This window comes from Amnibacterium sp., from assembly GCF_051956055.1.
In the GTDB taxonomy this organism is placed as follows: Bacteria; Actinomycetota; Actinomycetes; order Actinomycetales; family Microbacteriaceae; genus Amnibacterium.
Window position 1 is genome coordinate 1 of the sequence record NZ_JBQCGC010000104.1, and the last position, 12,041, is coordinate 12,041.

Annotated in this window: 13 protein-coding genes; 10 read left to right on the forward strand and 3 right to left on the reverse strand. The window is 72.7% G+C overall.

Annotation, left to right across the window (positions count from 1 at the left end):
- Positions 1-111: 111 nt before the first annotated feature.
- The 3 genes from ACTHLI_RS14505 (at position 112) to ligD (ending at position 2,883) form a co-directional block, all read left to right on the forward strand.
- On the forward strand, positions 112-1,101 hold the full coding sequence (locus tag ACTHLI_RS14505; protein ID WP_440185124.1) for a DNA-directed RNA polymerase subunit alpha: 990 nt from the start codon (positions 112-114) through the stop codon (positions 1,099-1,101).
- A gap of 2 nt (positions 1,102-1,103) precedes the next feature.
- Entirely contained in the window at positions 1,104-1,700 is a 597-nt protein-coding gene (gene rplQ, locus ACTHLI_RS14510) for a 50S ribosomal protein L17 (protein ID WP_440185127.1), read from the forward strand.
- A gap of 157 nt (positions 1,701-1,857) precedes the next feature.
- Positions 1,858-2,883, forward strand: coding sequence for a non-homologous end-joining DNA ligase (gene ligD / locus ACTHLI_RS14515; protein ID WP_440185129.1), 1,026 nt, complete (start codon positions 1,858-1,860; stop codon positions 2,881-2,883).
- Between the two features lie 55 nt (positions 2,884-2,938).
- Here ligD and aroD read toward each other — a convergent pair whose 3' ends face one another.
- On the reverse strand, positions 2,939-3,712 hold the full coding sequence (aroD, locus tag ACTHLI_RS14520; protein ID WP_440185132.1) for a type I 3-dehydroquinate dehydratase: 774 nt from the start codon (positions 3,710-3,712) through the stop codon (positions 2,939-2,941).
- Positions 3,709-4,761: an ATP-dependent DNA ligase gene (locus tag ACTHLI_RS14525; RefSeq protein ID WP_440185135.1), complete on the reverse strand. Its 1,053-nt coding sequence runs from the start codon at positions 4,759-4,761 to the stop codon at positions 3,709-3,711. The genes aroD and ACTHLI_RS14525 overlap by 4 nt, the downstream gene beginning before the upstream one ends.
- A gap of 85 nt (positions 4,762-4,846) precedes the next feature.
- On the opposite strand from ACTHLI_RS14525, the gene truA reads away from it, so the two are divergent.
- From truA to ACTHLI_RS14550, 5 genes are all read left to right on the forward strand, one after another.
- Positions 4,847-5,707, forward strand: coding sequence for a tRNA pseudouridine(38-40) synthase TruA (gene truA / locus ACTHLI_RS14530; protein WP_440185138.1), 861 nt, complete (start codon positions 4,847-4,849; stop codon positions 5,705-5,707).
- Positions 5,708-5,879: 172 nt separating this feature from the next.
- Positions 5,880-6,326, forward strand: coding sequence for a 50S ribosomal protein L13 (gene rplM / locus ACTHLI_RS14535; protein WP_440185156.1), 447 nt, complete (start codon positions 5,880-5,882; stop codon positions 6,324-6,326).
- A 24-nt stretch (positions 6,327-6,350) separates the two neighbouring features.
- Positions 6,351-6,833, forward strand: coding sequence for a 30S ribosomal protein S9 (rpsI, locus tag ACTHLI_RS14540; RefSeq protein ID WP_440185141.1), 483 nt, complete (start codon positions 6,351-6,353; stop codon positions 6,831-6,833).
- A gap of 23 nt (positions 6,834-6,856) precedes the next feature.
- The gene (gene glmM, locus ACTHLI_RS14545; protein ID WP_440185144.1) at positions 6,857-8,212 is read left to right on the forward strand and encodes a phosphoglucosamine mutase; all 1,356 of its coding nucleotides are present in this window, start codon (positions 6,857-6,859) and stop codon (positions 8,210-8,212) included.
- Positions 8,209-8,670, forward strand: a complete 462-nt coding sequence (locus ACTHLI_RS14550) for a hypothetical protein (RefSeq protein WP_440185147.1) — start codon at positions 8,209-8,211, stop codon at positions 8,668-8,670. The genes glmM and ACTHLI_RS14550 overlap by 4 nt, the downstream gene beginning before the upstream one ends.
- A 48-nt stretch (positions 8,671-8,718) precedes the next feature.
- Here the strand turns inward: ACTHLI_RS14550 and coaA are convergent, their stop codons facing one another.
- Complete coding sequence (coaA, locus tag ACTHLI_RS14555) at positions 8,719-9,669, reverse strand: type I pantothenate kinase (protein WP_440185149.1); 951 nt, start codon at positions 9,667-9,669, stop codon at positions 8,719-8,721.
- Between the two features lie 60 nt (positions 9,670-9,729).
- Between coaA and glmS the strand changes: the two genes are divergently transcribed.
- Both glmS and ACTHLI_RS14565 read left to right on the forward strand, forming a co-directional pair.
- A complete protein-coding gene (gene glmS / locus ACTHLI_RS14560) occupies positions 9,730-11,583 on the forward strand; it encodes a glutamine--fructose-6-phosphate transaminase (isomerizing) (protein WP_440185152.1) in 1,854 nt (617 codons plus the stop codon).
- Positions 11,580-11,930 carry a holo-ACP synthase gene (locus ACTHLI_RS14565; RefSeq protein WP_440185154.1) on the forward strand — a complete coding sequence of 117 codons (351 nt, stop codon included), beginning with the start codon at positions 11,580-11,582 and terminating at the stop codon, positions 11,928-11,930. Before glmS ends, ACTHLI_RS14565 begins: the two co-directional genes overlap by 4 nt.
- Positions 11,931-12,041 lie beyond the last annotated feature (111 nt).

The window sequence follows — 12,041 nt, forward strand, 5'->3', positions numbered from 1 at the left end:
CGCACGGATGAGGGCCTGCGCCCTCGTCCGTGCGCGCGGCCTCCGCAAGCCCCCGGAGCCCTCCGGAACCCTCCCCTCTGTGTCATATAGCGGACACGAAAGGACACCATCGTGCTGATCGCACAACGACCCACCCTCGCCGAGGAGCCCATCAGCGAGTTCCGCTCGCGGTTCGTCATCGAGCCGCTCGAGCCGGGCTTCGGCTACACCCTCGGCAACTCGCTCCGCCGCACCCTGCTGTCGTCCATCCCGGGCGCGGCGGTCACGTCCATCCGCATCGAGGGCGTCCAGCACGAGTTCACGACGATCCCCGGTGTGAAGGAGGACGTCACCGAGATCATCCTGAACATCAAGCAGCTGGTCGTCTCGTCCGAGCACGACGAGCCGATCACCGCCTACCTGCGCAAGCAGAGCGAGGGCCCCGTCACCGCCGCCGACATCTCGGCGCCGGCCGGCGTGGAGATCCACAACCCCGAGCTGCTCATCGCGACGCTGAACGACAAGGCGCGCTTCGACCTCGAGCTCACGATCGAGCGCGGCCGCGGCTACGTCTCGGCGACGCAGAACCGCAGCGAGTTCTCCGAGGCCGGCCAGATCCCGGTCGACTCGATCTACTCGCCGGTGCTCAAGGTCACCTACCGCGTCGAGGCGACGCGTGCGGGCGAGCGCACCGACTTCGACCGCCTGGTCGTGGACGTGGAGACGAAGCCGGCGATCTCGCCGCGCGACGCCATCGCCTCCGCCGGCCGCACGCTCACCGAGCTGTTCGGCCTCGCCCGCGAGCTCAACAACGCGGCCGAGGGCATCGAGATCGGCCCGGCGCCGGTCGACCAGCTGGTGTCCTCCGAGCTGTCGATGCCGATCGAGGACCTGGACCTGTCGGTCCGCTCCTACAACTGCCTCAAGCGCGAGGGCATCAACACGGTGTCGGAGCTCGTCTCGCTCTCCGAGACCCAGCTGATGAACATCCGCAACTTCGGTCAGAAGTCCGTCGACGAGGTGAAGGACAAGCTCGTCGAGCTCGGCCTCTCCCTCAAGGACGCGGTGCCCGGCTTCGACGGCACGCACTTCTACTCCGCCTACGACGACGAGGAGAACTGATCATGCCCAGGCCCACGAAGGGACCCCGTCTCGGCGGCGGACCGGCGCACGAGCGCATGCTGCTCGGCCAGCTCGCGTCGCAGCTGTTCGAGCACCGCTCGATCCAGACGACCGAGGCCAAGGCGAAGCGCCTGCGTCCGGTCGCCGAGCGCCTGGTCACGTTCGCGAAGCGCGGCGACCTGCACGCGCGTCGGCGCGTGATGCGCACGATCAACGACAAGACCGTGGTGCACGAGCTCTTCACCGAGATCGCGCCCCTCGTCGCGGAGCGGCAGGGCGGCTACACCCGGATCACCAAGACGGGCTTCCGCAAGGGCGACAACGCGCCGATGGCCGTGATCGAGCTCGTGCTCGAGCCGGTCGCGCCGAAGCGCTCCTCGCGCACGCGTCCGTCGTCGTCGGTGTCCCCGGCCGTGCCGGTCGAGGAGACCGAGACCGTCGAGGAGTCGGCACCGGTCGAGCCGGAGGCGGCGACGCCCGAGGCGGCCGAGGTCGAGGAGTCCGCGGCGCAGACCGCCGAGGACGCACCGGAGGCCGAGGCGCCCGCCGCCGACGAGCCGACGACGCCCGACGAGAAGCCGGCGACGCCCGCCTCCTGACCCGCGCTCACACACGCGGCAGCACCACAGCACGAAGGCCCGGACACCACGAGGTGTCCGGGCCTTCCGCTGTTCCACCCGTGCGTTTTGAAGGGGATCCTGCGCGGCGTGTTCCGGCAGGAACCCCTTCGAAATGCACCTGCTCTACGCTCGGCCCATGGCGAGCGAGGCGACGACCGTCGACGTCGACGGACCCCACGGCACCCGGTCGATGCGGGTGTCCAGCCCGTCGCGCGTGCTGTGGCCCGAGGCCGGGATCACGAAGCTCGACCTCGTCGAGTACTTCATCGCCACCGCCGGCGCCTTCCTCGCGGCGAACGGCGACCGGCCCGTGTCGCTGCAGCGCTTCGGCGGCGACGTCATGGGGGAGTCGTACTTCTCGAAGAACCCGCCGAAGGGCGCACCCGACTGGATCCGCACGGTCGACGTGACGTACCCCTCCGGGCGGGTGCACCCGCAGCTCGTGTTCGACGAGCCGGCGGCGATCGTCTGGGCGGCGCAGATGAACACGGTCGTGTTCCATGCGTGGCCCTCGCGGGCAGCCGCTCCCGACTTCCCCGATCAGCTGCGCATCGACCTCGATCCCCAGCCCGGCACCGCGCTCGCGGAGGCGACGCATGCCGCGTTCGGCATGCGGGACGTGCTCGCGGAGGCGGGGCTCACCGCGTTCGTGAAGACCTCCGGCAACCGCGGGCTGCACCTGTACGCGCCGATCCGGCCGGAGTGGGAGTTCCTCGAGGTGCGGCATGCGGTGATCGCCGCGGCGAGGGAGCTCGAGCGGCGGCGGCCGGAGGACGTCACGACCGCCTGGTGGAAGGAGCTGCGCGGGCAGCGCGTCTTCCTCGACTACAACCAGGCCGCGCGGGACCGCACGATCGCGGGCGCGTACAGCCCGCGCCCCTTGCCCGCGGCCACGGTCTCGACGCCCGTGACGTGGGAGGAGCTGGCGGCCGGCGTCGACCCCGCCGCCTTCACGGTCCGGACGGTGCCTGCTCGGCTGCGCGACGTCGGCGACCCGTGGGCGCGGATGCACGACGCCGCGGGCGGCCTCGGGACGCTGCTGGCGTGGTGGGAGCGCGATCTCGCGAACGGCGAGGGCGAGCTGCCCTTCCCGCCCGACTACCCGAAGATGCCGGGGGAGCCGCCCCGCGTGCAGCCGTCGAGGGCGAGGCAGCCCGACTGACCCGAGCACGTCATCGCTTCGGGGATCCGCGCGAGCAGCGCCCGGATCCCCGGATTCATGAGTCCTGCTGCCGGGCCTCGTGGAGGAGGTCGAGCGCGTCCCGGAGGCGTCCGGCGTCGAGCTGTCCCGGCGCGCTGGCCGCGCCGACGGTGCCGAACGTGACGACCGAGCCGAACGCCTCGCCCACGACCCTCGACACGGCACCCAGCGGCCCCATCGCCATGGTGATCGCGGGGCGCGCGTCGGGCCGCGCCGCGTAGGCGGCCGTGGCACCGAGGAGCCGCAGCACGTCGGCGGCGGTCCGCGGGGTGCACGCGAGCTTGACCACGTCCGCACCGAGCTCGGCCTGTCGCGCGAGGCGGTCGACGATCTCGTCGTGGGGAGGCGTCGAGGTGAAGTCGTGGAACGACATCACGACCACCTTGTCGTGCTCGTGCACGCGGGCGGCCAGGGTGCGCGCGAGGCCGCCGGTCGCCTCCATCTCGACGTCGACCGCGGCGATGGCGCCGTGCCCGGCCGCGACCGAGGAGACCGCCTCGAGCAGCGCGGGAGGGAGGGCCGCGCCCCCGCCCTCCCGAGCGCTCCGGCAGGTGAAGAGGATCGGCAGGGCCGGATCGAGCGCCGCCCGGACGGCGTCGATCGCCCGTTCGACCGCGCGGGAGCTCCCGATCTCCTCGAAGCGGTCGATGCGCAGCTCGACGAGGTCCGCCACCTCCGGACGCACGGCGGCCGCCTCGGCGGCGAGCGCGTCCACCGTGGTGCCCGTGAGCGGCACGCAGATCCTGGGGCGCCCGGTGCCGAGCTCCACGGCACCGATCCGGACGGTCACCGGAGCACCGCGCCGAGGTCGTACGCGTGCGGGACCTCGAGCTGCTCGAAGGTGCAGGACCGGGCCTGACGATCCGGGCGCCAGCGCTCGAACTGCGCCGTGTGGCGGAACCGCGCGCCCTCCATCTGGTCGTACCGGACCTCGAGCACCCGCTCCGGCCGCAGCACGACGAACGACGTGTCCTTCGAGGACGAGAACCGGTTCCGTTCGCCCTCGCCGCGTTGCGGACGCCCGTCCTCGTCGAGTGCCACGAGGGGGGCGAGCTCGTCGACGAGCTCCTCCCGCACGCGGGTCGTGAACGCGGACACGCCCCCGACCTGGCGCAGCACCCCGTCATCGTCGTAGAGCGACAGCAGCAGGGAGCCGACCCCGTGGCCGCTCGCGTGCACGCGGTACCCGGTCGCGACCACGTCCGCGGTGCGGTGGTGCTTCACCTTGAGCATGGTGCGCTTGGCCGGCGCGTAGGCGGCGCCGATGGGCTTGGCGACGACGCCGTCCAGCCCGGCCCCCTCGAACTCGCCGAGCCACCGCTCCGCCACCGCCGGGTCGTCGGTGACCCGCGTCACGAACAGCGGGGCGGCGGGGGAGGGGAGCAGCGTCTCGAGGGCCGCGCGGCGCTCCCCGAACGGCACGGTGAGTAGGGAGCGCTCGCCCTCCGCCAGCAGGTCGAACGCGATGAACGACGCGGGGGTCTCGGCCGCGAGCCGGGCGATCCGGGAGGCGGCGGGATGGATCCGCTGCGAGAGCGCCTCCCAGTCCAGCCGCTGTGCGCCCGGCTCGCCGGAGGGGACCACGACCTCGCCGTCGAGCACGCACGGGCCGGGCAGCGCGGCGACGAGTCCGGCGACGAGCTCGGGGAAGTACCGCGTCAGCTCCTTGCCGCCGCGGCTGCCGATCGCCAGGGTCTCGCCGTCGTAGGCGACCACGCCACGGAACCCGTCCCACTTCGGCTCGTACAGGAGGCCGCCCCCGCCGGGGGCCACGGTGGGCACGGTCGGCACCGCTTTGGCGAGCATCGGCTCGATGGTGTGGTCCACTGGCAGCGGCATGGGGTCATCCTGCCCGCCCGGACCACGCGGCCGCTGCCCGGGGCCTCCGCGGCCCGAGGCGCCGCGGGTCGGGCACGATGGGGGCATGGAGGGGACCGTGCGCGTGCGGCTCGACCTCGCCTACGAGGGCACCGACTTCGCCGGCTGGGCCGCGCAGCCGGGGCTGCGGACCGTGCAGGGCGAGCTCGAACGCGCGCTGGCGGTCGCCGTCGGCCGCGCGGAGGGGCCCGCTCCCCGGCTCGTCGTCGCCGGTCGCACGGACGCCGGCGTGCACGCGACCGGGCAGGTGGCCCACCTCGATCTCACCGAGCCGCAGCGCGATGCGCTGACCCGTGGACATGCCGGCCCGGGTGGGTTCGACCTGATCGCCCGTCGCCTCACGGGCCTGCTCGCGGAGGCGGGGGACATCGTCGTCCACCGCTCGGCTGCGGCCCCGGCCGGCTTCGATGCGCGGTTCTCCGCGGTGTTCCGGCGGTATCGGTACCGGATCGCGGACCGGCTGCCTGCGAGGGATCCGCTCGAGAGGCGCAGGACCCTCAGCCACCCTCGTGAGCTGGACGAGGGGAGGATGCGCGCGGCGGTCGCGGGGCTCACCGGGCTGCACGACTTCGGCGCCTTCTGCAAGCCGCGTCCCGGCGCGACCACGATCCGGCACCTCCAAGCCCTCACCTGGCACCGGGAGGAGACCGGCGTCCTCGTCGCGGAGGTCCAGGCGGACGCCTTCTGCCACAACATGGTCCGGGCGCTCGTCGGCGCGAGCATCGCGGTCGGCGTCGGGCGCATCGCCCCGGAGCGGCTCCCGGCGCTGCTGCACACGCCGGTGCGGACGAACGAGTTCGCGGTCGCGCCCGCGCACGGTCTGACGCTCGTGGAGGTGGGGTACCCGGCCGACGCGGACCTCGCCGCGCAGGCCGAGCAGGCTCGGGCCCGGCGCGAGCTGCCCTGAACGCGCGAGCGTGTTCGCGGTCCGGTCCGGATTCAGGTACGATCGATCGGCCCTACGGGAACGCTCCCGTTCGGCTTCGAGCCCTCCACCGCTCGTTCCGGCCGCGCCGCGGCCATGGAACCGGCACCGGAGCGGGATCCACGACCACCTCGAACCAGGAAGCGTGAACACTGTGACGCGCACGTACAGCCCCAAGGCGAGCGAGATCACCCACGAGTGGGTCGTCATCGACGCGACCGACATCGTGCTCGGCCGTCTCGCCAGCCACGCCGCCGCCCTCCTCCGCGGCAAGCACAAGGCGACCTTCGCCCCGCACATGGACAGCGGCGACTTCGTCATCATCGTGAACGCCGAGAAGGTGGCGCTCACGGGGTCGAAGCGCGACGAGAAGCTGGCGTACCGCCACTCGGGCTACCCGGGCGGGCTCAAGGCCGTCTCGTACTCGGAGCTCCTCGAGAAGCAGCCGACCAAGGCCGTCGAGAAGGCGATCCGCGGCATGCTGCCGAAGAACTCGCTGGGCCGTGCCCAGATCAAGAAGCTGAAGGTGTACGCGGGCGCCGAGCACCCGCACGCCGCGCAGCAGCCCACGCCGTACACCCTGACCCAGGTCGCCCAGTAGGCACCGGAAGAGACAGCTAGAGACATGGCACGCATCGCAGACTCCATCGACACCCCGGCGACGTTCAGCACCTCCTCCGAGCCCGCAGCCGCGCCGGCGGTCGAGCGCCCGCCGCTGACGGTCCCGGGTGCGGCGGTCGGCCGGCGTAAGCAGGCGATCGCCCGCGTCCGCCTGATCCCCGGCGCCGGCACCATCACGATCAACGGCCGGACGTTCGAGGACTACTTCCCGAACAAGCTGCACCAGCAGCTCATCAACGACCCGTTCACCGTCCTGCAGCTGGGCGGCGCGTACGACGTGATCGCGAAGATCTCGGGCGGTGGCCCCTCCGGCCAGGCCGGCGCGCTGCGCCTCGGCATCGCCAGGGCGCTGAACGAGATCGACGCCGAGAACAACCGGTCCGGCCTGAAGAAGGCCGGCTTCCTGAGCCGCGACGCGCGGGTCAAGGAGCGCAAGAAGGCCGGTCTGAAGAAGGCGCGCAAGGCGCCGCAGTTCTCCAAGCGCTGACCTTCCGGTCGCGCCACCGCTCCATGCCCCGGCTCTTCGGCACGGACGGCGTGCGCGGTCTCGCCAACCGCGAGGTCACGGCCGAACTGGCCCTGTCCCTCGCGCAGGCGGCCGCGCACGTCCTCGGCGACGGCCCGCGCGCCGACGGCCGCCGTCCCTTCGCCGTGCTCGCACGCGATCCGCGGATCTCCGGTGAGTTCATCGCAGCCGCGGTCGCTGCGGGGCTCGCCGGGTCCGGCGTGGACGTCTACGACGCGGGCGTCATCCCGACGCCGGCCGCGGCGTTCCTGATCGCGGACATCCGCGCCGACTTCGGCGTGATGATCAGCGCCTCGCACAACCCGGCTCCGGACAACGGGATCAAGATCTTCGCCGCCGGCGGCCGGAAGCTGCCGGACGAGATCGAGGACCGCATCGAGGCCGCGATGGCGGAGGTGCCGCTCGCGCCCGTCGGCGCCGAGGTCGGGCGCATCCGTCGGTTCGCGGACGCCGAGGACCGCTACATCGTCCACCTCATCGAGTCGCTGCCGCACCGCCTCGACGGCCTGACGATCGTGATCGACTGCGCGAACGGCGCCGCAGCGGGGGTCTCCCCGGAGGCGTTCCACCTCGCGGGCGCCGAGGTCATCCCGATCGGCAACGATCCGGACGGCATGAACATCAACGCCGGGGTCGGCTCGACGCACCTCGACGCGCTCGCCGCGGAGGTGCGGCGGCGCGGTGCGGATGCGGGCATCGCCCACGACGGCGACGCGGACCGGTGCCTCGCCGTCGATGCGAACGGCGACCTCGTGGACGGCGACCGCATCATGGCGATCCTCGCCAAGTCGATGCACGAGCGGGGCGTCCTCCGCGAGGACACGCTCGTGACGACGGTGATGAGCAACATCGGTCTGCACCTGGCGATGCGCGACGCGGGTATCCGGGTGCTGAAGACCCGGGTCGGCGACCGCTACGTGCTCGAGGAGCTCGGCGCCAGGGACCTCTCGCTCGGGGGCGAGCAGTCCGGCCACGTGATCATGTCGGACTTCGCGACCACCGGTGACGGGCTGCTCACCGGTCTGCACCTGATGGCCGAGGTCGCGCGATCCGGCCGGCCCCTCGCGGACCTCGCTGCGGAGGTGACGATCTACCCGCAGGTGCTGCTGAACGTCACCGGGGTGGACCGCACCCGGACGGACGACCCCGAGCTCGCTGAGGCCGTCGCCGCAGCGGAGGAGGAGCTCGGCGACTCCGGGCGCGTGCTGCTCCGGCCGTCGGGCACCGAGCCGGTCGTCCGGGTGATGGTGGAGGCGGCAGAGCTCCGGACGGCGCAGACCGTCGCGGGGTCGCTCGCCGAGGTGGTCCGCGCGCGGCTCGCGCTCCCGGACACCCCGTGAGTCGGCCCGAGCCGCAGCTGGACCGGGAGGTGCAGCGCCGTGGCATCCGCCGGCTCGCGGTGATCGGGGGCCTGCTCTGCCTGCCGCTCGTCGTCTCGGCGTGGCTCGTGCTGCCCGCGGGGTTCGACGTCGTGCTGCTCGTCCTCCCGTTCGTCTACGTCGCCGGTGTGCTGGTGCTCGCCTTCGCGGCGACCCGCGCGTGGCGGCTGCGGTCGGACCGGCTGCTGCCGCTCCTCGGCATGGCGGTCGGCTCGGTCGTTCTGGCGACCGTGCTGTTCGCGGTGTGGCCACCGGACCAGGCGCAGGTCGCGCTGGAGCCCGGGCGTGTGCTCGCCCCGGTGGGAAGGGCGCTGCACCTCACCTACTTCTACCTGCTCGTCGGCGCTCCGTGGCAGTTCGGCCTGTTCCTGTTCATCGGTGTGCTCGGCGCGGCGGTCACCCGTCGACGCTCCCGCTGAACCGCGTCTGAGCTCCGCCGGGCGCGGGCCCTCGCTCGGACGTGGGGGTCAGATCTTGCGGAGCAGGACCGAGTGGACCGCGTGGTCCTCGGCCTTCTTCAGCACGAGCGTGGCGCGCGAGCGCGTCGGCAGGATGTTCTCCCGGAGGTTCGGCTCGTTGATCGAGCGCCAGAAGCCGAGCGCCGTCTCCCGCGACTCCGCCGGCCCCAGGTCCGCGTACCGGTGGAAGTAGGAGGCCGGGCTCGCGAACGCCGCCGTCTGCAGCCGCTCGAACCGGCGCACGTACCACTCGGCGATGTGCTGCGTGCGGGCGTCGACGTAGACCCCGAAGTCGAACAGGTCGCTCACCGCGAGGCCGTTCCTGCTCGGCGGCTGCAGCACGTTCAACCCCTCGATGATGAGGATGTCCGGCCGCCGCACCACGAGCTCGGCGTCTGGCACGATGTCGTACCGCTCGTGCGAGTAGAAGGGCGCCCGCACCTCCTCCGCGCCGCTCTTCACCGCGGTGACGAACCGCAGGAGGGCACGGCGGTCGTACGACTCGGGGAAGCCCTTGCGGCCGAGGATCCCCCTCCGCTCCAGCTCCGCGTTCGGCAGCAGGAACCCGTCCGTCGGCACGAGCTCGACCTTCGGCGTGTCCGGCCATCTGGAGAGCAGCTCGCGCAGCAGCCGGGCGACGGTCGACTTGCCCACGGCCACGGATCCGGCCACCCCGATCACGAACGGCGTCGTCTCCGACCTGGTGCCGAGGAACGCGCTCGTGCGCGAGTGCAGCCGGCGCGCGCCGGTCGCGTAGAGGTTCAGGAGGCGGCTGAGCGGCAGGTAGACCTCCGCGACCTCGTGCTCGTCCAGCGGCTCGCCCAGCCCCGCGAGCCGGTGCAGCTCCGCGGCGGACAGCGGCTGCGGCGTCTCGCCGGCGAGCGCCGCCCAACGGGCGCGCTCGATCTCGATGAACGGGCTCGGGCCGTGGCCGGCTGCGGCCGCGGTGCGATCCGACACGGTGCTCGATCGTAGTGACGGCACCTGACCCCTGATCGGGCGGCAAGTAGGCTCGTCCGGGTGTGCGGGATCGTCGGATATGTAGGACCGCGGGCCGCGATCGACGTGCTCGTGGGTGGCCTGAAGCGGCTGGAGTACCGCGGGTACGACTCGGCGGGCGTCGCGGTGATCGACGACGACGGTGCGCTCGTCACCCACAAGCGGGCGGGCAAGCTCGGGGTGCTCGAGTCGGATCTGCTCCACGCGCCGCTCCCTGACGCGCGCACGGGCATCGGGCACACCCGCTGGGCGACGCACGGCGGCCCGACGGACGCGAACGCGCACCCGCACCTCGGTGACGACGGCAGGCTGGCGCTGATCCACAACGGCATCATCGAGAACTTCGCGACGCTGAAGGACGAGCTGCTCGCGGAGGGCTTCGGCTTCACCAGCGAGACCGACACCGAGGTCGCCGCGGTGCTGCTCGGCCGGGAGTACCGCCGCTCCGGCGACCTCCTCACCGCCTTCCGCGCGGTCGTCGGCAGGCTCCACGGCGCGTTCACCCTCCTCGCCGTCCACGCCGACGAGCCGGGGCTCGTCGTCGGCGCGCGGCGCAACTCGCCGCTCGTGGTGGGCCTGGGTGACGGGGAGCAGTTCCTCGGGTCGGACGTCGCGGCGTTCGTCGAGTACACGCGCCGCGCCCTCGCGATCGGGCAGGACCAGATCGTCGCGATCCGGCCGGAGGGCATCGAGCTCACCGACTTCGACGGCAACGCGGTCGAGGGAGAGGAGTACGAGGTCGCCTGGGACGCCTCCGCCGCCGAGAAGGGCGGCTGGTCGAGCTTCATGGCGAAGGAGATCAGCGAGGAGCCGGAGGCGCTCGAGCAGACCCTGCTCGGCCGCGTCCACGACGGCCTCGTCGTGCTCGACGAGATCGCGGACGGGTTCCCCGACGAGGTCCTGCGCGACGTGGACCGGATCGTGCTGCTCGGGGCGGGGACCGCCGCGTACTCGGGCCTGCTCGGCAAGTACGCGATCGAGAAGTGGGCGGGCGTGCCGGTCGAGGTCGAGCTCGCGCACGAGTTCCGGTACCGCGACCCGGTCCTCACGCCGACCACGCTGGTCGCCTCCATCAGCCAGTCCGGCGAGACGATGGACACGCTGATGGCGGTCAAGTACGCCGCCGAGCGCGGCGCGCGCACCCTGTCGATCTGCAACACGCAGGGCGCCACCATCGCGCGCGAGTCCGACGCGGTGCTCTACACGCGGGCGGGGCCGGAGGTCGCGGTCGCGTCGACGAAGGCGTTCACCGCGCAGGTGGCCGCGCTCTACCTCTTCGGCCTCCACCTGGGCCGGGTGCGGGGCGCGCTGTCGGACGAGACGTCGCGCTCGCTCGTCGCCGAGCTGCAGTCGCTCCCCGCGAAGCTGCAGGAGGTGCTCGCCCAGGGGCCGGCGGTCCGCGAGATGGCGCGCCAGATGTCGGATACCCGCAGCGTGCTGTTCCTGGGGCGGCACGTCGGCTACCCCGTCGCGCTCGAAGGGGCGCTGAAGCTGAAGGAGCTCGCGTACATCCACGCGGAGGGCTTCGCGGCCGGGGAGCTGAAGCACGGGCCGATCGCGCTCATCGAGCCGGGACAGCGCGTGTTCGTGATCGTGCCGAGCCCGCGGGACAGCTCCAGCCTGCACCCGAAGGTGGTGTCGAACATCCAGGAGATCCGCGCTCGCGGCGCGTACGTGCTCGCGGTCGCGGAGGCCGGCGACGTGGCGGTCCTGCCGTTCGCGGACGAGGTGCTGCGCATCCCGCTCGCGGGCACCATGTTCGAGCCGCTGCTCGCGGTGGCACCGCTGCAGCAGTTCGCGATGGAGCTCGCGACCGCCAAGGGGCTCGACGTCGACCAGCCCCGGAACCTCGCGAAGTCCGTGACGGTCGAGTGATCCTGGGCATCGGGGTCGACGTGGTCGACATCGCACGGTTCGGCAGGTCGCTGGAGCGCACGCCGCCGCTGCGCGACCGCCTCTTCGCCCGGAGCGAGCGGGACCTGCCGCTCTCCTCCCTCGCCGCGCGGTTCGCCGCCAAGGAGGCGCTGATCAAGGCGGCGGGCGACTCGAACGGGTTCACCTGGCACGACATGGTGGTGAAGAGCGATCCGTCGCGGAGGCCGCGTCTCGTCACCAGCGGGGAGGTCGCGACGCGGCTCGCGCTGCTCGGGGTGACCTCGACGCACCTGTCGCTCAGCCACGACGCGGGTATCGCGTCCGCGTTCGTCGTGCTGGAGGGCTGACCGTGCGGCTCATCGAAGGTGTTGCAGGGAACGGGGGGGCCGCGGGGTGCCCCGCTCCAGGCAAAACCAAGCCCGGCGAGGGCCCGCCCCGGCGCCCAGGGCGGGGCGGCG

Coding starts and splice junctions, on each gene's coding strand:
- rplQ (WP_440185127.1), top strand. CDS start 1,104: ATGCCCAGGCCCACGAAGGGACCCCGTCTCGGCGGCGGACCGGCGCAC.
- ACTHLI_RS14525 (WP_440185135.1), bottom strand. CDS start 4,761: ATGCCGCTGCCAGTGGACCACACCATCGAGCCGATGCTCGCCAAAGCG.
- truA (WP_440185138.1), top strand. CDS start 4,847: ATGGAGGGGACCGTGCGCGTGCGGCTCGACCTCGCCTACGAGGGCACC.
- glmM (WP_440185144.1), top strand. CDS start 6,857: ATGCCCCGGCTCTTCGGCACGGACGGCGTGCGCGGTCTCGCCAACCGC.
- ligD (WP_440185129.1), top strand. CDS start 1,858: ATGGCGAGCGAGGCGACGACCGTCGACGTCGACGGACCCCACGGCACC.
- rpsI (WP_440185141.1), top strand. CDS start 6,351: ATGGCACGCATCGCAGACTCCATCGACACCCCGGCGACGTTCAGCACC.